Genomic DNA, 22,149 nt, shown 5'->3' on the forward strand with positions numbered 1-22,149 from the left:
CATGAGTGCTCAGGTGCGAAGCCGCCGCCGGTCCTCGTCGGTCCATTTCCGGGTGTCACGCGGCTGCACATAGGGCTCCTCCTCCACCGGGTGGCCTCCCGCGACGGCCCGCTGACGGGCCAGCTCCGCGTCGAACTCCAGGCCGAGCAGAATCGCCAGATTCGTGATCCACAGCCAGACCAGGAAGACGATCACACCGGCGAGGGTGCCGTACGTCTTGTTGTACGAGCCGAAGTTCGCCACGTACACCGCGAACCCGGCCGAGGCGACCATCCAGATCAGCAGCGCGAGAACACTGCCGGGCGTCACCCACCGGAAGCCCCGCACCTTGGCGTTGGGGGTCGCCCAGTACAACAGCGCGATCATGACGGTGACCAGGGCCACGAGCACCGGCCACTTCGCGATCGACCACACGGTCAGGGCCGTGTCGCCCATGCCCAGCGCCGAGCCCGCCTCGCGGGCCAGGGCCCCGGTGAACACGACGATCAGCGCGCTGATCACCACGAGGACCAGCAGGACGACCGTCACGGCGACCCGGATCGGCAGCACCTTCCAGACGGGGCGGCCCTCGGGGATGTCGTAGACGGCGTTGGCGGTGCGGATGAACGCGGCGACGTAGCCGGAGGTCGACCACACCGCCAGCACCAGACCGACGATCGCCATGACCGAGCCGATCCCCGCGTTGCCCTGGAGTTGCCGCACCGCGTCCTGGAGGATCTCCCGCGCGGAGCCCGGCGCGAGGCTCTGGATGTTGTCCAGCACCTGCTGGGTCGCCGACCGGCCGGTGATCCCCAGCAGGGAGACGAGCACCAGCAGCGCCGGGAAGAGCGAGAGGATCCCGTAGTACGTCAGGGCCGCGGCCCGGTCGGTCAGCTCGTCGTCCTTGAACTCCTTCAGGGTTCCCTTGAGCACCGCCGACCAGGAGCGTTTGAGCACCTGCGTCGGCTGGTCCGGCGCCCGCCGCTCCACCTCCTCGTCCGGACCGACGGTGTGCTGCTCCTCGGGCGCCCGCCGAGCCCGCTCCGGCGAACCCGGGGGCTGCTCCTCCGGTGCCCCCCGGTCCACCCGTTCCTCCACGGCGTCGCCCTCACGGTCGTGCGCGTGGTGGTCGCCATGCCTTCTGAGCCGTTTCAGTGTCCGCACCATGCGCCACGCGTATCCGTGCACCGGGCGCCTATGCGCTTGTTTGAGCAGAAATGTCGATCCCCGGCCGTCGGCCGGGGATCGTCGGCACGACGATCGTCCTGTCGAGCCCACGGCCGCCGCCGCCCGTGTGAGGAGACGCGGGCGGCTTGCCGCCGGCGTTGCGCGGCAGTCGGTCGAGGAGCGGGAGCCGGGCGGGCGGCGGACGACGGGTGGCCGCAGGTGACCGGCAGCGTGATCATGGGGCCCGCGCCTCGTCCGGCAGTGCCTGTTCGGCCCAGATGGTCTTGCCCGTGCGGGTGTGGCGGCTGCCCCAGCGCCGGGTGAGCTGGGCGACCAGGAGGAGGCCGCGGCCGCCCTCGTCGAAGGCGCGCGCCCGGCGCATGTGCGGGGCGGTGCTGCTGCAGTCGGACACCTCGCAGATGAGGGTGGCGTCGCGGATCAGCCGCAGCTGCACGGGGGCGTCGCCGTAGCGGATGGCGTTGGTGACCAGTTCGCTGACGATCAGCTCGGTGACGAAGGAGAGGTCGCCCAGCTGCCAGGCCGCGAGCTGGTCGCAGGCCAGCTTGCGGGCCTGGGCGACGAACGTGGGGTCGGCGGGGATGTCCCAGGTGGCGACCTGGTCGGCGGCGAGTCCCTGGGTGCGGGCCAGGAGCAGTGCGACGTCGTCGGCGGGACGCTCCGTCAGCAGGCCGCGCAGGACACCGTCGCAGGTCTCCTCCAAGGGCCGGTTCTTGCCGCGCAGGGCCTCCCGGAGCAGGGTGAGCCCGTCGTCCATGTCGTGGCCGGCGTGGACGAGGCCGTCGGTGTACAGGGCGAGCACGCTGCCCTCGGCGAGGTCGAACTCCGCCGTCTCGAACGGCAGCCCGCCCACACCCAGCGGCGGCCCGGTCGGCAGGTCGAGGAACTCCACCTCGCCGTCCGGGGCGACCAGGGCGGGCGGCGGATGCCCGGCCCGGGCCATGGAGCAGCGGCGCGAGACGGGGTCGTAGACGGCGTACAGGCAGGTTGCGCCGATCTCGCCGGGCCTGTCGCCGTCGTCGCCGTCCGCCGTGGTCTCGGTGTCCAGGCGCAGGACGATGTCGTCGAGCTGGGTGAGCAGTTCGTCCGGGGGGAGGTCCACGTCGGCCAGGGTGCGCACGGCGGTCCGGAGTCGGCCCATGGTCGCGGATGCCTGCACTCCGTGGCCCACGACATCGCCGACGACGAGCGCCACACGCGCGCCGGACAGGGGGATGACGTCGAACCAGTCGCCGCCGATCCCGGCACGGGAACTCGCCGGCTGGTAGCGGGAGGCGATCTCCACGGCGGCCTGCCGGGGCGCGTGGTGGCGCAGCAGGCTGCGCTGGAGTCCGAGTGCGATGGCGTGCTCGCGGGTGTAGCGCCGGGCGTTGTCGACGCACACGGCGGCGCGGGCCGCCAGTTCCTCGGCGAGCATCAGGTCGTCCTCGGTGAAGGGCTCCGGGGTGCGGTGGCGGGCGAGGAGCGACAGGCCGAGCGTGACACCGCGGGCCCGCAGCGGCACCGCCATCAGCGAGTGGATGCCGTGGGCGCCGATGCTGCGGTCCCGCGCGGGCGTGTCCGCGACCCACAGCCGCCGGGTGATGTCGTCGACGTCGTACAGCAGGGCTCGGCCGGTGGTCAGGGCGCGGCCCGGCGGTGAGCTCTCGTCGTAGGTGTGGCGGCTGCCGACCGGGATCACGGCTTCGGGGCAGCCCTCCAGCACGGACCGCTGGGCGGTGCGGCGGAAGAGCAGCGGGCCGGCGCCGGGCAGGAAGGGGTCCTCCTCGCCGGCCAGCACCGAGTCCAGCAGGTCCACCATGACGAAGTCGGCGAAGTAGTCGGTGCACACCTCCGCGAGTTCCTCGGCGGTGCGCGTCACGTCCAGGGTGGAGCCGATGCGGCCGCCGGACTCGTTGACCATGGTCAGCCGTCGGCGGGCCAGGAACTGCTCGGTGCTGTCCAGCGCCACCAGGCACATGCCGCGCACCGCGCCCCGGTCGTCCTTGAGCGGGCTGAGCGACACCAGCCAGGCGTGCTCGCGGGTCTCGCCGGGTGCGTGCAGCCATGCCTCGTACGGCACCGGCCGACCCGTGCGCAGGACGCGGCGCACCGCGGCGTCGAGCCCCTCGAAGCCGGGGAGCTTGCGCGTGCCGTCCATGGACTCCCCCACCCGGCGGCCGAGCAGGTCCTTCTCCGGCCTGCCCATCACCCCCTCCATTGCGGAGTTGGTGGCCACGGCGAGCCCGTCCTGGTCGAAGAGCGCGATCGGCACGGGGAGCTGGTCCAGGGCCAGGCCCCTCAGCCGGGCCGCGGTCTCCAGGACGGTGGCCGTCACGAACCACTGGACCTCCCCCGCCGCGTCCGTCAAGGGGTGGGCCACCAGTTCCAGCTCCAGGCGGTGGCCGTCGCGGTGCCGGGTGTAGACGGGGCCGCGCCACTCGCTGCGCCGGGCGAGGCGGCGCCTGGCCGACGCGGGCAGGGGGTCGGTGAGCAGTTCGACGGCCGGTCGGCCGAGCATCTGCTCCGGCCCGTAGCCGAGCAGGTCACGGGCGCCGCCGCTCCATGCGACGATCACCCCTCTGGCGTCCACCGCGGCCGAGGCGACACCGTGCTCGCCCATCGTTCCTTCTCTCCACGACCGGAGCCGCCGTGGGCTGCTCCGTGAGATCGACTGCTCGCACTGCTTCCCGGGTTCATTGTGCGCCGGGCACTCCCCACGGCGCGCGGGAGGCTGGTCGGGCACCACACCCGGGAAGTGCCGGACCGGACCCTGTCGTGGTGCCGCGGAACGAGAGCGCCCTGCCGGGACCGGGGCGCGGCCCCCGGCGGCAGCGTCCGGCTCGGCGAACGCCGGATCTCCTACCTCGGCTACTCGTACGGCACCTACCTCGGCCAGGTGTACGCCACGATGTTCCCCGGCCGCACCGACCGCGTCGTCCTGGACGGCCTCGCCGCCCCCGACCGCTACAGCCCACGGCTGCTGCGCGGCACGGAGTCGGCCAACAGGCGCGCCCTGAAGGGCTGGGCCACCTGGGCGGCCGCCCGCGACTCGGCGTACGGTCTGGGCCGCACCCGGGACGAGGTGCTGGCGGTCCTGGACGGCGTCCGGGCGGCGGCCGGACGGGCCCCGCTGGTGATCGGCGACCACCGGGTGGACGAGCATGTGCTGCCCGTGGTCGTCTTCAGCGGCCTCTCCCAGGACAACGACGACGCCTACGCCGATCTCGCCCTGGCCGTACGGGACATGCGGCGCGCCGCCGACGGCCACCCGGTCACCCCCTCACCGGGGTTCGCCGCGACGCTCGGCTTCCTGCTGGACGCATCGGCCTCCGCGTACGGCAGCGTCCAGGCGGCGATCCTGTGCGGGGACGTGTCCGCACCGCGCTCCCCCGAGGTGTACTGGCGTGACGTCGAACGCGCCCGCGCGCAGGACCCGTTGTTCGGCCCCGTCACCCACACCATCGGGCCGTGCGCCTTCTGGGACCCGCCGCGCGAGCGCCCGACCGCGATCCGCGACGACCTGCCGGCCCTGCTGGTCAACGCGACCGGTGACCCGCGCACCATCTACCGGAACGCGCGGACGGTGCGCCGCATGTGGCCCTCCTCCCGCCTCGTCACCCTCCGCGACGCGGACCAGCACGCCGTGTACGGCGTCTTCGGCAGCCGCTGCGTCGACGCGACGGTCAACGCCTATCTGGCCACCGGTCGTCTGCCGCTCACCGACGTCACCTGCGAACGGTCCACCGGCTGAGCGACGCGGACCGGCGGCCACCGCCACAACAGGAGGTGCTGAGGGGCGTCCCGTAACCCCCGGCGGGCGCCCCTCAGCCGAGGAAGCTCAACCGGACCCGGCGGTCGGGGTTGTCCTTGTTGGTGTCGACGAGGCAGACCGACTGCCAGGTACCCAGTTGGAGGCTGCCGCCGACGACGGGAAGCGTGGCGTGGGGCGGGACGAACGCCGGGAGGACGTGGTCGCGGCCGTGGCCGGGGCTGCCGTGGCGGTGCTGCCAGCGGTCGTCGGCGGGCAGCAGGGTGTGGAGGGCGGCGAGGAGATCGTCGTCGCTGCCCGCGCCCGTCTCGATGACGGCGATGCCGGCGGTGGCGTGCGGGACGAAGACATTGAGCAGGCCGTCCCGGCCGGCGGCCGCCTCGCGCAGGAACGCCTCGCAGTCGCGGGTGAGGTCGACGACCCGCTCACGGGAGCCGGAGACGACGTTCAGGACTCGGGTGGTGAAGGCATCGGACATGACTCCATCCTCGCGCACCCCGAGGCGGCGACACGGCAGCGACCACCCGCCGAGCGACACTCAGCTCCCGGTTCCGGCGCCGTGAGGTGCGGGGAAGATCCAGGACCCGCCCCTGGTTAGTAGAAGCGTGAACAATACGCGCGAGGTCGAGGTCGTCGTCATCGGCGCCGGTCAGGGCGGACTGGCCGGGGCCTACCACCTGCGGCGCACCGGTTTCGAACCGGATCGCGACTTCGTGGTGCTGGACCACTCCCCCGGGCCCGGTGGCGCCTGGCAGTTCCGCTGGCCGTCGCTCACCTACGGCAAGGTCCACGGGATGCACGCCCTGCCGGGCATGGAGCTGACGGGCGCCGATCCGGCCCGGCCCTCCTCAGAGGTCGTCAGGGAGTACTTCGACGCCTACGAGCGCACCTTCGACCTGCGGGTACGGCGCCCCGTGGACGTGCGCGCGGTGCGCGAGGGCGAGGCCGGCCGACTGCTCGTCGAGACCTCCGACGGCACATGGTCGACGCGGGCGCTGATCAACGCCACCGGCACCTGGGACCGGCCGTTCTGGCCGCGCTACCCCGGCCAGGAGACGTTCCGGGGCCGTCAGTTGCACACCGCGCAGTACCCCGGCCCCGAGGAGTTCGCGGGGCAGCGGGTGATCGTGGTGGGCGGGGGCGCGTCCGGGACACAGCATCTGCTGGAGCTCGCGCCCTACGCCGCGGCGACCACATGGGTGACCCGGCGTCCACCCGTCTTCCGCGAGGGCCCGTTCGACGAGGACGCCGGGCGCGCGGCCGTCGCCCTCGTGGAGGAGCGGGTCCGGCAGGGCCTGCCGCCCAAGAGCGTCGTGTCGGTGACGGGGCTGCCGCTCAGCGACGCGATCCGGCGGGGCATCGCGGACGGCGTCCTGCACCGGCTGCCGGTGTTCGACCGGATCACACCGGACGGCGTGGAGTGGGACGACGGGCGCCGCGTGGACGCGGACGTCATCCTGTGGGCGACCGGATTCCGCGCCGCCATCGACCACCTCGCCCCGCTGCGGCTGCGTGAACCGGGCGGCGGCATCCGCGTCGACGGCACCCGCGCGGCCGTCGACCCCCGCGTCCATCTGGTCGGGTACGGCCCCTCGGCCAGCACGATCGGCGCCAACCGGGCGGGCCGCGCCGCGGTCAGGGACATCCGACGGCTCCTGGCGGACGCGCCGGTCACCGCCCCAGCCGCATCGGTCACCGCCCGAACCGCGCCGGTCACCGCCCGGACCGCCGCCGTCTGAACCCAGCAGGTCCTCGTACGCGTACGGCCGGGAGGCCGGGGCCGGAGGTCCCACCGCACCGTGCGCCGCGGCGGCCTTCGCGCGGGTCAGGGGTGAGCCGTCGCGTCTCTGCCCGCAGCCGGCGAGGGGCGTGCGCTGGTCGCTCCCGGGGACGCCGACGGCTGCTTCTGGCGGCGCTGGTTGAACTCCGCGACATTGCGCAGGTGTTCCTCGTAGTTGGCCGTGAAGCGGGTGTCGCCCGGCTTGACCGTCACGAAGTACAGCCAGTCACCGGGCGGCGGACTGGTCGCGGCCCGCATCGCCTCCTCGCCCGGGTTGGTGATCGGCGTGGGCGGCAGTCCCATGCGACGGTACGAGTTGTAGGGGCTGTCGATCTTCGTGTCGGCGACACTCGTGTCCAACGTGGAGCGCTTGAGCGCGTAGTTGAGCGTGGAGTCCATCTGCAGCGGCATCCCGCGTTCCAGGCGGTTGAACACCACCCGGGCCACCTTGCCCATGTCCTCCTTGGTCGCCGCCTCGGCCTGCACGATGCTGGCGATCGTGACCGCCTGATAGACGTTCATCGCGTTGCGCTGAGCCCCGGCAGTGACCTGGCCGCTGTTGAACTTCTTGTGCGCGGTCTCGACCATGAACGTGAGGAGCGACTCCGGCGTCGTCTTCTTCGCCAGGGGGTACGTCGCGGGGAAGAGGTAGCCCTCCGGGTTGCCCTGGGCGTCCTCGGGAAGCGAGAGCCGGGCCTTGGGCAGGGACTTCTTCGTGGATCCGGCGGGCAGGCCGAGCGCTTTGTCGACGGCTTGGTAGACCTGTCCGGCTCGCCAGCCCTCCGGGATCACCAGGGACGCGGGCCGCTCGGCCCCGCCTTCACCGCTGTCCAGGCTCAGCAGCGGCACCGCCACGGCGGCGGCCGCCACGACCGCTCCGGTCGCGATGAGGGCGGCCCGGCCCCGGCGTGTCAGTCGAATCGTGCTCCGTGGCGGAGTGTTCATCTGCATGCGGGCACGGTAACCCGCATATCACCTCAAACCCGGCATATCTTCATCTTGTCGACTCCATCGGGCGCAGCGGCGACGCCTCCTGGCGGGCGGTCTCGACCGGCTGAGCTTCGGCGGCCGGGGCAGGCCGCGCGTGCGGTTCGCCGCCGGGTTCGAGCCGGGCGTCACGGCGCACGAGGGCCGCGTAGCGCCCGTTCTGCTCCAGCAGCTCCTCGTGGGTGCCGCGTTCGACCGCCTGCCCGCCGTCGAGGACCACGATCTGGTCGGCGCCGCGGACGGTGGAGAGCCGGTGGGCGATCGTGATGGTGGTGCGGTTGGCGGAGAGCGCGTCGATGGCCTCCTGCACGGCGTGCTCGGTACGGGTGTCCAGGGCGCTGGTCGCCTCGTCGAGGATGAGGACGGGCGGGTCGCGCAGGATCGTCCGGGCGATGGCGAGGCGCTGCTTCTCCCCGCCGGAGAAGCGGTGGCCGCGCTCGCCGACGACCGTGTCGTAGCCGTCGGGCAGGGAGGTGATGTGGTCGTGGATCTGCGCCGCCCGCGCCGCCGCGTGGAGCTCCTCGTCGGTGGCGTCCGGTTTGGCGAAGCGCAGATTGTCGGCGACGGAGGCGTGGAAGAGGTAGGTCTCCTGGGAGACGACGCCGACCGCCCGGGCCAGGGTGTCGAAGCCGAGGTCACGCACGTCCACCCCGTCGATCAGGACGGCGCCCCCCGTGACGTCGTACAGTCTCGGCACCAGACAGCCGAGCGTCGACTTGCCCGCGCCGGTGGGGCCGACGACGGCGAGGCTGCCGCCCGCCGGGACGGTGAGGTCGATGCCGGCGAGGATCGCGGCGGACGCGCCCTTGCCGTCGTCGTAGCGGAACTCGACGCCGTCGAAGCGGACCTCGCCCTTCACCTGGTCGAGGCGGACCGGGTGCTCGGGTTCGGTGATGTCGATGGGCAGGTCGAGGTACTCGAAGATGCGCTGGAAGAGCGCGAGCGAGGCCTGTATCTGGACACCGGTGGAGAGCAGGCTCACGGTCGGCCGGAAGAGATTCTGCTGGAGCGACACGAAGGCGACCAGCGTGCCGACCGAGACGGACGGGCCGCCGAGCTGGAACGCGAGGCCGGCCGTCCAGTAGATGACGGCGGGCATGGCGGACATGACGATCGTGATGACGGCCATGCGCCAGCGCCCGGCCATGTTCGACCTGACCTCCAGGTCGACCAGTTCCTCGGACTCCTGGGCGAACGACTTGGTGAGCGAGTCGGAACGGCCCATGGTGCGGCCGAGCAGAATGCCGCTGACGGAGAGCGACTCGGTGACGGTCGCTGCCATCGCGGCCATCTGTTTCTGCCGCTGGGTGGTGATCTTCTTGCGTTCGTCGCCGACCCGGCGGCTTATCCACACGAACAGTGGCAGCAGGAGCAGGGTGACCACGGTGAGCCGCCAGTCCAGGGCGACCATGGCGACGACCGTGGCGACCACGCTGGTGAGGTTGGAGACCAGGGAGGTGGCCGTGGAGGTGACGGTCGCCTGCATTCCGCCGATGTCGTTGGCGATCCGGGACTGCACCTCGCCGGTGCGGGTGCGGGTGAAGAAGGCGAGCGACATGCGCTGCAGCCGTCCGTAGACGGCGGTGCGCAGGTCGTGCATCACACGCTGGCCGACGGTCGTGGAGATCAGTGTCTGCAGGACGCCGAAGATGCTGGTGAGCACCGCGCTGAGGATCATTCCGAGCGCGAGCAGGCTCAGCAGACCGAGGCGGCCCTCGGGGATCGCGGTGTCGAGGATCTCCCTGAGCAGGAAGGGCGTCGCCACCGAGGCGAGCGACGCGGCACCGACCAGCAGGCCGACCACGGCGAGCCGGCCGCGGTAGGGGCGGAAGAGCCTCAGGATGCGGCGGACCTGCCGCGGCTCAGGGGCTTCGGCGGCCGCCTCGGTGCCGTCGGGCGCGGTACGGGCGGGGGTCCAGGCGGGTCGGCCGTCGGGATGCATGGGCTCCTACGGGGTGAGTCACGGACCGTGTGGCGGGTTGTCCGGTAATAGGTTCAGCGGTGCGTGCGGCCATGGATTCAGCGTTTTTCGTGCACTGCGGCTCCGACAACGACGCGGAGGCGATTTCGGAGCCTAGCTCATTGTTACCTATGCTCACAATGAACATGATCCTGATATTGTTCCTCCATGACCGCCCCCGACGCCGACGGCTTGCTCGCCGAGCAGTTGCTGCGGCTGACCCGCCGTGTGCACCGCATCCAGAAGCACCATCTTCTGCGGAGCGGACTGGACATCACCCCTGCCCAGTCCCGGCTGTTGCGGACCCTCGCGCACTACGACGCGCCCCCGCGGATGGCCGATCTCGCCGAGCGCCTGGAAGTGGTGCCGCGCGCCGTGACGACCCTGGTCGACGGGCTGGAGGCGAGCGGCCGGGTGCGCCGGGTGCCCGACCCCACCAACCGGCGGGTCATCCGCATCGAGGTCACGGACGAGGGCCGCAAGGTTCTCGAGGAGCTGCACCACGCACGCCGGTCCGCCGCCGAGGAGATCCTCTCGCCCCTGTCGGACGACCAGCGGGAGGTACTGGGCGGCCTCCTCGACACACTGGTGGACGGGACACCGGCGACGGAGCGGGTGTGCTGAGTCCTGGGGCACGGCGGCGCTGACACAGCGCTCGGCGTCCTGGGGCACGGCGGCGCTGACACAGCGCTCGGCGGTGGCGCTCCGGGCGCCGCGGCGCGCACGGCAGGGGCCCGGCGCAGCAGTGCGGCGCCGGGCCCCCGTTGTGGGCAGAGGCGATCAACCCGCCCCGGAGGCGGGCTCCTTGACCTCGACGGCCGACTGCCCAGGGGCGGCCTTCACGGTACCCACGGAAGCGGCCGGGGCGGCGTGGGCGGTGGCCTGGGCGGCGTGGCCGGCGGCGACTGGGGCACCGTCCACGTCCATGTCCACGTCCTCTTCCTCCACGAACTCGATCTCACCGTCCAGCATCTTCTTCGCCCGTACGGTGTCCAGCGCGCCCTCCCACTTGGAGACGGCGAAGACGGCGACGCAGTTGCCGAGCAGGTTGGTGGCGACGCGCATCGAGTCCATGATCCGGTCGACACCGAGGAGCAGGGCGACGGCGCCGGCGGGGATCGCCCCGAGCGAGGCCGCGGTGGCCGACAGGGCGAGGAAGGCCGAACCGGGGATGCCTGCCATGCCCTTGCTGGTCAGCATGAGGACCAACACGACGGTGACCTGCTGGCCGAGGCTGAGGTCGACACCCACGGCCTGCGCGATGAACAGCGTGCCGATGGAGAGGTAGATGGACGCGCCGTCGAGGTTGAACGAGTACCCGGTGGGCAGCACCAGCCCCACCGCGTCGTCCCGGGCGCCCGCCTGCCGCAGCTTCTGCATCATGCGCGGCAGGACGCTCTCACTGGAGGCGGTACCGAGCGCCAGCAGCATCTCGGCACGGGTGTAGCGGACGAACTTCCACAGGCTCAGCCCGGTCATCAGCTTCAGCGCGACACCCAGCAGCACGAGGAAGACGGCGGCGACGGCGTAGCAGAGGACGATCAGCTTGGCGTAGGTCTTCATCACGCCGAGGCCGTACTCACCTACGAGGTGGACCATGGCGCCGAACACGGCGAGCGGGGCCAGCTTCATGACGAAGCCGACGATCGCGAAGATGACCTCCTGGGCCTGCTCGATGGCCGGCAGGATCTTCGGCACCTTGGTGTGGCCGAGATGCAGCAGCGCGGCACCGGTGAGACAGGCGAGCACGAGCACCTGGAGCAGCGCGTTCTCGGCGAACGCGCCGATCGCGCTCTGCGGCAGCGCGTTCAGGATGAACTCGCCGGTCGTGGGCAGCTCACCGCCCGCCGTCCTGGCGTCCACCGCCGAGGTGTCGAGCTTCGAGGGGTCGACGTTCATGCCCGTGCCGGGGCCGAAGAGGTTGGCGGCGATCAGACCGATGAGCAGCGCGGCCGTGGACGCGACCTCGAACCAGATCAGCGCCTTGAACCCGATCCGCCCGAAGGCCTTCAGATTGCCCGCCTTGGCGATGCCGACGACGACCACGCAGAACACCAGCGGCGAGATGACGGTCTTGATGAGCCGGATGAAACCGTCGCCGAGCGGCTGGAAGGCCGTGGCCGTGTCCGGCCACAACCTCCCGACGACGATTCCGAGCACAAGCGCGACACCGACTTGTGCGAACAGTGAGGTACGCAGCATGCGTGCGACGCGTCGCGGCAGGGACGGTACGGACTGCGGCACGGGCACTCCTCCGAGGGAACTTTCTGATATGCGGAAAAGAACTTCCGACGCAGATCACTATCGGGGAGTCGTCGATCACGGAGAAGACCGGCCCGTTTCCGCGACGTAACACGTCGAACAGACGTCACATCACGCGCATTTGACGTCAACAGGCCATCCGGTCCTCGGTCAGTACGCCCTGCACCGGGCCAGCGAACGGTCTCGTGGGTCTCAGGTCTTCAGGGCCGCCCTGTCACCCATCACGATCACCGGGTGCTCGGCCGGGTCGAGGGTGCGCAGCAGATACTCCATGGCCGACTTGGACAGGCTGACGCAGGCCGACGTTCCGCTGCCGTGGTCCATATGCAGCCAGATGCCGCCACCCTTGGACTGGCCCTCCGGGCGCGTCGGGTCGATCGGCGAGGTGCCCTTCACACGGTTGTAGTCGATGGCGATGACGTAGTCGAAGTCGTGCCAGTGCGACTTCGCCCAGTAGCGCGGAGCCTGGAACGACGGCGACTGACTGTAGGGCAGCTTCGACCCCGGGTCGGCGAGGACACCGCCCGCGTCGCTGAGCGTGAACACGCCTACGGGGCTGCGCTTGTCACCCTCATGATGGTCCGTCGTCCAGCCCTTCTTGCCGTTGTGACCGAGCCAGGTCCTGGTCTCCTTCCAGGCGGGACCGCTCTTCGTGTACAGGACGATCTTCGAGTCGGCGTCGTCCACGCCCTCTCCGTACACGGCCACCACCTGGCGGGACTCCGCGGGTATCTGCTTCTGGAGCCGGTCGCCGACATCCGGGATACGGGTCGGATCGGCCTTCCGCGCCCCGGAATGCGCAGCCCTGTCGCCCGGGTCCGCGCCACCCGGGCCGGCACGGCCCGTGTCGCCCGAACCACCGCACGCCGCCAGCGAAACCACCAGCGCTCCGCAGATCGCCATCGCAGACCCGGCTCGCCCCACGCCCCTGACCTCGCTCGCACCGCCGACCGTTCCACGCCTCGTACCGCCTGTTCGCATGCGCTCCATCGTCGCACCGCGCACCCGTTCTCCGCGTCCACCGCCCCCGCTCACCAGGCGTCACACGGGCGGTCCAGGCCGAAACTTTGCCCGGCCGCGGAAAACCGTTTGCCTCCGACCACGCCGTGACGCGAACCTTTCACGGCCGGTCGCCGGGCCTTGCTGCCCCTTTTGCACCTTTATCCCCCCTCCTCTGACACGACCCACAGGGACGTCATGCAGATTCAAGACCTTCCGTACCAAGACCCCGGTGTGCCGGACGCACGCTCGGGTCCCCGATTCCTGTGGTGGCTGGGCCGCAACCAACTCGGCGGGCAGTTCAAGGCGCTGGCGTGGGGACTGCTGCACTTCACGTCCGTGGCCGGACTGCCGTTCTGCGTCGGCGTCGCCATCGAGGCCGTGGTCGCCCGCTCCGGCACCCGGCTCGCCCTCTCCGGCGCGCTGCTGGCGCTGTGCGGTGTCACCATCGCGCTCGGCGACACCTTCCTGCACCGATCCGCGGTCACCAACTGGATCACCGCCGCCGCACGCGTCCAACAGCTCCTGGCCCGAAGGACGGCCCAGCTCGGCTCCGCCCTGACCCGCCGGGTGGCGGCCGGCGAGGTCGTCGCGGTGTCCACCGGCGACGTCGAGAAGATCGGCTGGTTCGTCGAGGCCGTCTCCCGCTTCCTCGCCGCGGCGCTCACGGTCGTCCTGGTCTGCGTCGCCCTGGTGGTCTACCAGCCCGCGCTCGGCATCGTCGTCGCCATCGGGGTACCCGTCCTCGCCCTCGCCGTGCTCCCGCTGCTGCCGCACGCGACCCGGCGCGCCGACGAGCAGCGCGAGAAGGCCGGACGCGCCACCGAGCTGGCCTCGGACACCGTCGCCGGCCTTCGTGTACTGCGGGGCATCGGCGGCGAGGACCTCTTCCTCGACCGCTACCGCCGCGCCTCCCAGGAGGTCCGCCACGCCGCCGTCCGCAGCGCCCGGATGTGGGCCCTGATCTCCGGCATCCAGGTACTGCTGCCGGGACTGCTGATGATCGCGGTCGTCTGGTACGGCGTGGGTCTCGCCCGCGACGGCCGGATCACCGTCGGCGAACTAGTCACCGTGTACAGCGCGGTGATGCTCCTCGGGTACCCGCTCAGGCACTTCGAAGAGATCGCGATGGCGTACTCCTTCTCCCGTCCGTCCGCCAAACGGGCCGCCCGGGTGCTGTCCCTGGAACGGGCCACCGCCACGGAGGGATCACGCGAGGCCGTGCTGCCCTCCGGAGACCTGTACGACCCGGAGACCGGCCTGCTCGCTCCCGCCGGACGTCTCACCGCGGTGGTGTGCGGCGACCCGGACGCGGCCGGTCGGCTCGCGGAGCGGCTGGGCGGCCACGCGCCCGAGGAGGGCACGTCGGTGCTCCTGGCCGGTGTCCCCCTCGACGAGCTGCCGCTCGACGCCGCCCGCACGGCCGTCCTCGTCCAGGACAAGGACCCGGTGCTGCTCTCCGGTACCCTCCGCGACCTGCTCGACGTGCCCGCCTCCGGCGAGGTCACCGCCGAGGAGGCGCTGGCCGCCGCCCAGTGCGGTGACGTGCTGGAGGCGCTGGCGCAGGGGTCCCTGGACGCCGAGGACCCGCTGGACGCGCGCATCACCGAGCGTGGCCGGTCCCTGTCCGGGGGCCAGCGCCAACGCCTGGCACTGGCCCGCTCACTGATCACGGACCCGGAGGTCCTGGTCCTCGACGAACCGACCTCCGCCGTCGACTCCCACACCGAGGCGAGGATCGCGGACGGCATCCGGGCCCTCCGTGCGGGCCGCACGACGGTCGTCCTCACCTCCTCGCCGCTCCTGCTCGACCTCGCCGAACGCGTCGTGCTGGTGCACGAGGGCGAGGTCGCGGCGGTGGGCGTGCACCGCGAACTCGTGCACAAGGAGGCCCGGTACCGGGCCGTCGTCACCCGTGAGACGGATGAGGAAGCCGCCGCGGACGGGGTGTGGAAGGACCGCGCCGGGCCGAACGCGCCGCCGAAGGACCGCAGGACCGCGCTCAGCGATGTGCTGGACGCGCTGGAAGAGATCGAGGAGACCGCATGATCGGCGTGGCGCCACCGGCGTACGACCCGGCCGCCCCGACGACGGCGAACACCCTGCCCGTCGGCGCCCCAGCGACCGTACGCGCCTACGTGGCCGAACTGTTCCGCCGCCACCGCCGGGCCTTCGCCCTGCTCATCGCCGTCAACACCGTCGCCGTGGTGGCCTCGATGGCGGGCCCCTACCTGCTGGGCGGGCTCGTCGAGCGGGTCTCCGACGGGGCCCGCGAACTCCATCTCGAGCTCACCGCCGGAGTGTTCGTCGTCGCCCTCGCCGTCCAGGCGGTGTTCGTGCGGGAGGTGCGGTTGCGCGGGGCCGTGCTGGGCGAGCGGATGCTGGCCGATCTGCGCGAGGACTTCCTCGTACGGTCGGTCGGTCTGCCGCCGGGTGTCCTGGAGCGGGCCGGAACGGGCGACCTGCTGTCCCGGATCACCACCGACATCGACCGCCTCGCCAACGCGATGCGCGAGGCCGTACCGCAGCTCGCGATCGGCGTCGTGTGGGTGGCGCTGCTGCTCGGCGGACTGGCCGTGACGGCGCCCCCGCTGGCGCTCGCCGTCCTGCTGGCCCTGCCCCTGCTGGTGGCGGGCTGCCGCTGGTACTTCAAACGGGCGCCCTCCGCGTACCGCTCGGAGTCCGCCGGGTACGCGGCCGTCGCCGCCGTCCTCGCGGAGACCGTCGACGCCGGACGCACCGTCGAGGCCCACCGCCTCGGCGCGCGCCGTATCGAGCTGTCCAACCGGCGCATCCGCGAATGGACGGCCTGGGAGCGCTACACCCTCTGGCTGCGCTCGGTGCTCTTCCCGGTCATCAACTTCACCCACACCATGGTCCTGGGAGCGGTGCTGATCATCGGTGGGGTGTTCGTCCTGGAGGGCTGGATCGGGCTGGGACAGCTGACCACGGGCGCCCTCATCGCCCAGATGCTCGTCGAACCGGTGAACCTCATCCTGCGCTGGTACGACGAACTGCAGGTCGCCGAGGTGTCGCTGGCCCGGCTGGTCGGCGTGCGGGACATCGAACCGGGCGCGGGCGACCCGGACGTGGCCCCCGACGGGCGCCATGTGCACGCCGAGCAGGTGCGCTTCGGGTACCGCGAGGGCGTCGACGTGCTGCGCAGGGTGTCCCTGGAGGTCGCACCCGGCACCCGGCTGGCCCTGGTCGGTCCGTCCGGCGCGGGCAAGTCGACCCTGGGCCGGCTCCTCGCCGGCATCTACGCTCCCCGCGACGGCCGGATCACCCTCGGCGGTGCCGAACTGTCCCGGATGCCCGCCGAGGACATCCGCTCCCATGTGGCCCTCGTCAACCAGGAGCACCACGTGTTCGTGGGCTCCCTGCGCGACAATCTGCGGCTCGCCCGCACCCACGCCGAGGACGCCGAGCTGTGGGCGGCGCTCGGCGCGGTCGACGCCGACTCCTGGGCACGGGCGCTCGAGGACGGCCTGGACACCGAGGTCGGCTCGGGTGGCCTCACGCTCACCCCGGCGCAGGCCCAGCAGATCGCGCTGGCCCGGCTGGTCCTCGCCGACCCCCACACCCTGGTCCTGGACGAGGCGACCTCGCTTCTCGACCCGCGCGCGGCCCGTCATCTGGAACGCTCCCTCGCCCGTGTCCTCGACGGCCGCACCGTCGTCGCCATCGCCCACCGTCTGCACACCGCCCACGACGCCGACGTCATCGCCGTCGTCGAGAACGGCCGCATCAGCGAGCTGGGCAGCCATGACCAGCTCGTCGCGGCGGACGGCGCGTACGCCGCGCTGTGGCGGTCGTGGCACGGCTGAGCCGGCTCCCGTACCGCCTCGGGAACCTCGGGGCCCGTCGGCCCGCCGCCCGGTCGTCGGCCACGGCCGCCCTTGCCGTGGCGTCCCCGATCCGCGCCGCCGGGGGCGGCCATGGGGGTGGGGAGGCGGGCGGCACAGGTCAGGGTTCAGGTGGGGAGGCGGCCGTCGGGGGTGCCGGTGAACCGATCGAGACGGCCTGGGCCGACGACGTGGGCGACGCAGGTGCGGGTGCGAGTGGCGGCGTCGGCACCGGTGCCGGGGCGCGGCCGCCGCCTGCCACGGCGCGGGCGTCGCGGCAGGGGTCGAGAGCCCGTGCGCTTCCGGGTCCGGCGCCCTGACGTTGCGTGGTGCCGACGGCGAGTGGAACCCTGGTGGTGGGCACTGATTCGGGGGACGCCCGTGAGCCGCCCGGTTCGCAGGGGTCGGACCGCTGCCCGGCGGTTCGCGCGCCCACCGTCGCCGCACGGTGGCACCGGGCCCGTCCCACCACTGGAGGTACCCGTGGACAGAGCCGGCGGATGGGGAGACGACGTCTACCAGCCAGACGGATCGGAGATCCAGGACGATGCCGGGCTGCTGGACGCCGAGGACACCCTGGTCGCCGACGGTGTAGACGACCCGCTCGACCGAGGCTGGTCGCCACCGGAGCGGCCATGGGCGGTGGAGCACACCGGTGTGACCGCCGCGGAGCGCCTGCGCGGCGAGACCCTGGACCAACGCCTGGCCGAGGAGTTGCCGGACGTCGCTTCCCTCGACGGGGACGGCATCGGCGACACCCAGGACACCGATGGTGAGCTGCTGGACAACGAGGTGGGAGGTCCTCGCTCCGGCCGCCTCGTCGCCCCCGACGAGGGCGCGCACGAGGACGAGGAGAGCGGGCTGATCGCCACCGACGTGGGCATCGACGGCGCGGCGGCCTCCGCCGAGGAGGCGGCGATGCACATCGTGGACGAGGACTCGGTGACGGGCTGATCCCGGCCGCCCAGCCACCCGCGGTGTCAGATGACGTTCAGGGCCGCGGCCGCCCCGACGCCCCCGAGCACCATGAACACCGGCATGAGCACCCGCAGCTCGACCCAGCTGCCGGCCCGGAACCTCATCGCCTTGGGCGGACCGACCGGGTACCAGCGCTTGCGGCCCACCGGTATCGGCCACAGGACCGGGCAGCCCGAGACGGTCAGCGCGTCGCCGATGTCGTGCACCAGTGCACCCAGCAGGATCGGCAGGCCGAGCCACAGGTACTCCTGCCCCGGCTCGGTGAACAGCCAGTCCGCCCCGTTGCCCGGTTTGTCCAGGACACCGGCGATGATCCAGGCGCTGGTCGCCGCCAGCAGCCACACCAGCACGTCGCTGCTCGACCCCCGGGCCGCCCGCCACAACAGCCCTTCGATCGCAAGCACCATGTGCACGAACAGGATCGCCAGCACCGCCCAGCGGCCCCCCGTGATCGCCACGGCGGAGGCCCCCGCGCCGAGCATCACGGCCCACAGCCAGGTATGGGTGAGCGTGCGGTGGCCGCCGGAGCGGCGCGGGTCTCCCTGCTTCTTCGTCGCCTTGTAGACGGCGTACGAGAGCTTGTCGACGATCTCGCACACCCAGCGGGAAAGCGGCCCGAAGGAACGGGAGATCGTGGCCGCCTTGTGGTCCAGGTCCGGAGCGAGCGCGGCGCCCGCGCAGATCAGCGCACCGGCCAGCAGAACCGGCCAGGGCATGGTGTGCCCGGTCCCGGCCGCCGCCGCCCCTACTCCGAGCCACGCCGCGGCCCCGGACAGTGAGTGTGCTGGTCCCATCATGGCCGTGCCCCGCCCCATTCCTTCTGTGCCGCTGTCCGGTTGCCCCGGGCCGCTCTCCACTTGTCCACGTGCGTCGACGCTGCGTCGGCGCCACAGCGTAGCGTTCGCGATCTTCGGCCTGGTATCCGATTCCCGCCTTGGGGGCGCGGGCAGGCAAGATGGGGGCGTGACCCTCATCGATCAGTTGCCGCGGACCGCCGACCCCGACGCCCTGTACGAAGCCTTCGAGTCGTGGGCCGTGGAACGCGGTCTCACCCTCTACCCCCACCAGGAGGAGGCGCTCATCGAGGTGGTCTCCGGCGCGAACGTGATCGTGTCGACGCCCACCGGCTCCGGCAAGAGCATGATCGCGGCGGGCGCGCACTTCGCCGCCCTTGCCCGCGACGAGGTCACCTTCTACACCGCTCCGATCAAGGCGCTGGTCTCGGAGAAGTTCTTCGAACTGTGCAAGATCTTCGGCACCGAGAACGTGGGCATGCTCACCGGCGACGCGTCCGTGAACGCCGACGCCCCCGTCATCTGCTGCACCGCCGAGGTGCTCGCGTCCATCGCGCTGCGGGACGGCAAGGACGCCGATGTCGGTCAAGTCGTGATGGACGAGTTCCACTTCTACGCGGAGGCCGACCGCGGCTGGGCCTGGCAGATCCCCATCCTGGAGCTGCCGCAGGCCCAGTTCATCCTGATGTCGGCGACCCTCGGCGACGTCTCGATGTTCGAGAAGGACCTCACCCGGCGCACCGGCCGGCCCACCTCCGTGGTCCGCTCGGCCACGCGCCCCGTGCCACTGTCGTACGACTACGTCCTGACGCCGCTGACGGAGACACTCACGGAGCTGCTCGCCACCAAGCAGGCGCCCGTCTACATCGTGCACTTCACCCAGGCGCAGGCCGTGGAGCGGGCGCAGGCGCTGATGAGCATCAACATGTGCACGCGGGAGGAGAAGGACCAGATCGCCGAGCTGATCGGCAACTTCCGGTTCACCACCAAGTTCGGCCGCAACCTGTCCCGCTACGTCCGGCACGGTATCGGTGTGCACCACGCCGGAATGCTGCCCAAGTACCGGCGTCTGGTGGAGAAGCTGGCCCAGGCCGGCCTGCTGAAGGTCATCTGCGGCACGGACACGCTCGGCGTAGGCGTCAACGTCCCCATCCGGACGGTGCTGTTCACCGCGCTGACGAAGTACGACGGCAGCCGGGTACGGACGCTGCGCGCCCGTGAGTTCCACCAGATCGCGGGGCGCGCCGGGCGGGCGGGCTTCGACACGGCTGGTTACGTGGTGGCGCAGGCGCCCGAGCACGTCATCGAGAACGAGAAGGCGCTCGCCAAGGCGGGCGATGATCCGAAGAAGCGCCGCAAGGTGGTCCGCAAGAAGGCTCCCGAGGGGTTCGTCGGCTGGACGGAGAACACCTTCGAGAAGCTCATCGCCTCCGAGCCGGAGCCGCTCACGTCCCGTTTCCGGGTGACGCACACGATGCTGCTGTCGGTGATCGCCCGTCCCGGCAACGCCTTCGTGGCGATGCGGCGACTGCTGGAGGACAACCACGAGCCGCGCAAGCAGCAGCTGCGGCACATCCGGCGGGCCATCGCCATCTACCGCTCGCTCCTCGACGGCGGGATCGTGGAGAAGCTCGACGAGCCGGACGCCGAGGGCCGCATCGTCCGTCTGACGGTCGACCTCCAACAGGACTTCGCGCTCAACCAGCCGCTGTCCACCTTCGCGCTGGCCGCGTTCGAACTGCTCGACCCGGAGTCGCCGTCGTACGCCCTGGACATGGTCTCCGTCGTGGAGTCGACGCTCGACGACCCGCGGCAGATCCTCGTCGCCCAGCAGAACAAGGCGCGCGGTGAGGCCGTGGCGGCGATGAAGGCGGACGGTGTCGAGTACGAGGAGCGCATGGAGCGGCTCCAGGACGTCACCTACCCCAAGCCGCTGGAGGAGCTGCTCTTTCACGCGTACAACACGTACCGCAAGAGCCACCCGTGGGTCGGCGACCATCCGCTGTCCCCGAAGTCGGTGATCCGGGACATGTACGAACGGGCGATGTCCTTCACGGAGTTGGTGTCCTACTACGAGCTGGCCCGCACCGAGGGCATCGTGCTTCGCTATCTGGCCGGCGCCTACAAGACCCTCGACCACACCGTCCCCGACGACCTGAAGTCGGACGACTTGGAGGATCTGATCGCCTGGCTCGGCGAGATGGTCCGCCAGGTCGACTCCAGCCTCCTCGACGAGTGGGAGCAGCTCGCCAACCCCGAGGAGATGACCGCCGAGGAGGCCCAGGAGAAGGCCGACCAGGTCAAGCCGGTCACCTCCAACGCGCGTGCCTTCCGTGTCCTCGTCCGCAACGCGATGTTCCGTCGCGTCGAGCTGGCCGCCCTCGACCAGGTCGGCGAGCTGGGCGAGCTGGACGCCGAGTCCGGCTGGGACGCCGAGCGCTGGGGTGAGGCGATGGACAGGTACTGGGACGAGTACGACGAGCTCGGCACCGGCCCCGACGCCCGCGGTCCTCGCCTGCTGATGATCGAGGAGGAGCCGCAGAACGGGCTGTGGCGCGTCCGCCAGACCTTCGCCGACCCGAACGGCGACCATGACTGGGGCATCAGCGCGGAGATCGACCTCGCGGCCTCCGACGCCGAGGGACGTGCCGTCGTCAGGGTCACCGACGTCGGCCAGCTGTGAGCATGGGAGAGGCCTGCAGATGACGACCAACCCCGCCGAGCGGCTCGTCGACCTCCTCGACCTGGAGCAGATCGAGGTGAACATCTTCCGAGGCCGCAGCCCGCAGGAGTCCCTGCAGCGGGTCTTCGGCGGCCAGGTGGCCGGCCAGGCGCTGGTCGCCGCCGGCCGTACCACCGAGGGAGACCGGCCCGTGCATTCCCTGCACGCGTACTTCCTGCGCCCGGGGCGACCGGGGGTGCCGATCGTGTACCAGGTCGAGCGGGTCCGCGACGGGCGGTCGTTCACCACGCGTCGGGTCACCGCCGTGCAGCAGGGCCGCACGATCTTCAATCTGACCGCCTCCTTCCACAAGCCTGAAGAGGGGAGCTTCGAGCATCAGCTGCCGCCGGCCCGCGAGGTGCCGGACCCCGAGTCGCTGCCGACGCTGGCGCAGGAGATCACGGATCATCTGGGCGCGCTGCCGGAGCAGTTGGAGCGCATGGCGCGGCGTCAGCCCTTCGACATCCGGTATGTCGACCGGTTGCGCTGGACCCCCGAGGAGGTCGAGAACGCGGAGCCGCGCAGCGCCGTGTGGATGCGGGCGGTGGGTCCCCTGGGTGACGATCCGCTCGTCCACACCTGCGCGCTGACGTACGCCAGCGACATGACCCTCCTGGACGCCGTCCGCATCCCCGTCGAGCCGCTGTGGGGGCCGCGCGGCTTCGACATGGCCTCGCTGGACCACGCCATGTGGTTCCATCGGCCGTTCCGGGCGGACGAGTGGTTCCTGTACGACCAGGAGTCGCCCATCGCGGTGGGCGGCCGTGGTCTGGCCCGTGGTCGTATCTACGACCTGGAGGGGCGTCTGCTCGTGTCGGTCGTCCAGGAGGGGCTGTTCCGCAAGCTCGGTTCCTGAAGCCTCCGCCCATCGGCGTCGGGCGCCGGCCTCACCGCGCCCGTCCGACCG

At 71.6% G+C, this 22,149-nt stretch carries 15 protein-coding genes and 1 pseudogene; 8 read left to right on the forward strand and 8 right to left on the reverse strand.

Annotation, left to right across the window (positions count from 1 at the left end):
* Window positions 1-9 precede the first annotated feature (9 nt).
* Window positions 10-1,146: a YihY/virulence factor BrkB family protein gene (locus AC067N_RS28625; RefSeq protein WP_478681762.1), complete on the reverse strand. Its 1,137-nt coding sequence runs from the start codon at window positions 1,144-1,146 to the stop codon at window positions 10-12.
* Between the two features lie 235 nt (window positions 1,147-1,381).
* Window positions 1,382-3,766, reverse strand: coding sequence for a SpoIIE family protein phosphatase (locus tag AC067N_RS28630; RefSeq protein WP_478681763.1), 2,385 nt, complete (start codon window positions 3,764-3,766; stop codon window positions 1,382-1,384).
* A 219-nt stretch (window positions 3,767-3,985) separates the two neighbouring features.
* Here AC067N_RS28630 and AC067N_RS28635 point away from each other — a divergent pair.
* Window positions 3,986-4,897: pseudogene (locus tag AC067N_RS28635) on the forward strand (alpha/beta hydrolase); the annotation flags it as partial.
* Between the two features lie 73 nt (window positions 4,898-4,970).
* Here the strand turns inward: AC067N_RS28635 and AC067N_RS28640 are convergent.
* Entirely contained in the window at window positions 4,971-5,393 is a 423-nt protein-coding gene (locus tag AC067N_RS28640) for a secondary thiamine-phosphate synthase enzyme YjbQ (RefSeq protein ID WP_478681764.1), read from the reverse strand.
* Between the two features lie 127 nt (window positions 5,394-5,520).
* On the opposite strand from AC067N_RS28640, the gene AC067N_RS28645 reads away from it, so the two are divergent.
* On the forward strand, window positions 5,521-6,654 hold the full coding sequence (locus AC067N_RS28645) for an NAD(P)-binding domain-containing protein (RefSeq protein WP_478681765.1): 1,134 nt from the start codon (window positions 5,521-5,523) through the stop codon (window positions 6,652-6,654).
* 86 nt (window positions 6,655-6,740) lie between these two features.
* On the opposite strand, the gene mltG is transcribed toward AC067N_RS28645, so the two are convergent.
* The gene (gene mltG, locus AC067N_RS28650; protein ID WP_478681766.1) at window positions 6,741-7,646 is read right to left on the reverse strand and encodes an endolytic transglycosylase MltG; all 906 of its coding nucleotides are present in this window, start codon (window positions 7,644-7,646) and stop codon (window positions 6,741-6,743) included.
* Window positions 7,647-7,689: 43 nt separating this feature from the next.
* Complete coding sequence (locus AC067N_RS28655) at window positions 7,690-9,624, reverse strand: ABC transporter ATP-binding protein (protein ID WP_478681767.1); 1,935 nt, start codon at window positions 9,622-9,624, stop codon at window positions 7,690-7,692.
* A gap of 186 nt (window positions 9,625-9,810) precedes the next feature.
* Between AC067N_RS28655 and AC067N_RS28660 the strand changes: the two genes are divergently transcribed.
* Window positions 9,811-10,266 (forward strand): MarR family winged helix-turn-helix transcriptional regulator, encoded by a 456-nt coding sequence (locus AC067N_RS28660; RefSeq protein WP_478681768.1) that lies wholly within the window; start codon window positions 9,811-9,813, stop codon window positions 10,264-10,266.
* Window positions 10,267-10,422: 156 nt separating this feature from the next.
* On the opposite strand, the gene AC067N_RS28665 is transcribed toward AC067N_RS28660, so the two are convergent.
* The gene (locus AC067N_RS28665; RefSeq protein ID WP_478681769.1) at window positions 10,423-11,886 is read right to left on the reverse strand and encodes a cation:dicarboxylate symporter family transporter; all 1,464 of its coding nucleotides are present in this window, start codon (window positions 11,884-11,886) and stop codon (window positions 10,423-10,425) included.
* A gap of 210 nt (window positions 11,887-12,096) precedes the next feature.
* The gene (locus AC067N_RS28670; protein WP_478681770.1) at window positions 12,097-12,807 is read right to left on the reverse strand and encodes a L,D-transpeptidase family protein; all 711 of its coding nucleotides are present in this window, start codon (window positions 12,805-12,807) and stop codon (window positions 12,097-12,099) included.
* Between the two features lie 294 nt (window positions 12,808-13,101).
* Here AC067N_RS28670 and AC067N_RS28675 point away from each other — a divergent pair, with 294 nt between their 5' ends.
* The 3 genes from AC067N_RS28675 (at window position 13,102) to AC067N_RS28685 (ending at window position 17,702) form a co-directional block, all read left to right on the forward strand.
* Window positions 13,102-14,952 carry an ABC transporter transmembrane domain-containing protein gene (locus tag AC067N_RS28675; protein WP_478681771.1) on the forward strand — a complete coding sequence of 617 codons (1,851 nt, stop codon included), beginning with the start codon at window positions 13,102-13,104 and terminating at the stop codon, window positions 14,950-14,952.
* Window positions 14,949-16,730: an ABC transporter ATP-binding protein gene (locus tag AC067N_RS28680; RefSeq protein WP_478681772.1), complete on the forward strand. Its 1,782-nt coding sequence runs from the start codon at window positions 14,949-14,951 to the stop codon at window positions 16,728-16,730. The genes AC067N_RS28675 and AC067N_RS28680 overlap by 4 nt, the downstream gene beginning before the upstream one ends.
* Window positions 16,731-17,231: 501 nt before the next feature.
* Complete coding sequence (locus tag AC067N_RS28685; RefSeq protein ID WP_478681773.1) at window positions 17,232-17,702, forward strand: DUF5709 domain-containing protein; 471 nt, start codon at window positions 17,232-17,234, stop codon at window positions 17,700-17,702.
* A gap of 26 nt (window positions 17,703-17,728) precedes the next feature.
* Here the strand turns inward: AC067N_RS28685 and AC067N_RS28690 are convergent, their stop codons facing one another.
* On the reverse strand, window positions 17,729-18,523 hold the full coding sequence (locus AC067N_RS28690) for a metal-dependent hydrolase (RefSeq protein WP_478681774.1): 795 nt from the start codon (window positions 18,521-18,523) through the stop codon (window positions 17,729-17,731).
* A gap of 166 nt (window positions 18,524-18,689) precedes the next feature.
* Between AC067N_RS28690 and AC067N_RS28695 the strand changes: the two genes are divergently transcribed.
* Together AC067N_RS28695 and AC067N_RS28700 are read left to right on the forward strand one after the other, a co-directional pair.
* A complete protein-coding gene (locus AC067N_RS28695; RefSeq protein WP_478681775.1) occupies window positions 18,690-21,203 on the forward strand; it encodes a DEAD/DEAH box helicase in 2,514 nt (837 codons plus the stop codon).
* Window positions 21,204-21,222: 19 nt separating this feature from the next.
* Window positions 21,223-22,098: an acyl-CoA thioesterase gene (locus tag AC067N_RS28700; RefSeq protein WP_478681776.1), complete on the forward strand. Its 876-nt coding sequence runs from the start codon at window positions 21,223-21,225 to the stop codon at window positions 22,096-22,098.
* Window positions 22,099-22,149 lie beyond the last annotated feature (51 nt).

This window comes from Streptomyces sp. NPDC042364 (genome assembly GCF_056437585.1).

Excerpts from the sequence above, each read along its gene's own strand:
- AC067N_RS28625 (WP_478681762.1), bottom strand. The coding sequence starts at position 1,146 with ATGGTGCGGACACTGAAACGGCTCAGAAGGCATGGCGACCACCACGCG.
- AC067N_RS28630 (WP_478681763.1), bottom strand. The coding sequence starts at position 3,766 with ATGGGCGAGCACGGTGTCGCCTCGGCCGCGGTGGACGCCAGAGGGGTG.
- AC067N_RS28640 (WP_478681764.1), bottom strand. The coding sequence starts at position 5,393 with ATGTCCGATGCCTTCACCACCCGAGTCCTGAACGTCGTCTCCGGCTCC.
- mltG (WP_478681766.1), bottom strand. The coding sequence starts at position 7,646 with ATGCAGATGAACACTCCGCCACGGAGCACGATTCGACTGACACGCCGG.
- AC067N_RS28655 (WP_478681767.1), bottom strand. The coding sequence starts at position 9,624 with ATGCATCCCGACGGCCGACCCGCCTGGACCCCCGCCCGTACCGCGCCC.
- AC067N_RS28660 (WP_478681768.1), top strand. The coding sequence starts at position 9,811 with ATGACCGCCCCCGACGCCGACGGCTTGCTCGCCGAGCAGTTGCTGCGG.
- AC067N_RS28670 (WP_478681770.1), bottom strand. The coding sequence starts at position 12,807 with ATGGCGATCTGCGGAGCGCTGGTGGTTTCGCTGGCGGCGTGCGGTGGT.
- AC067N_RS28675 (WP_478681771.1), top strand. The coding sequence starts at position 13,102 with ATGCAGATTCAAGACCTTCCGTACCAAGACCCCGGTGTGCCGGACGCA.
- AC067N_RS28680 (WP_478681772.1), top strand. The coding sequence starts at position 14,949 with ATGATCGGCGTGGCGCCACCGGCGTACGACCCGGCCGCCCCGACGACG.
- AC067N_RS28690 (WP_478681774.1), bottom strand. The coding sequence starts at position 18,523 with ATGATGGGACCAGCACACTCACTGTCCGGGGCCGCGGCGTGGCTCGGA.
- AC067N_RS28700 (WP_478681776.1), top strand. The coding sequence starts at position 21,223 with ATGACGACCAACCCCGCCGAGCGGCTCGTCGACCTCCTCGACCTGGAG.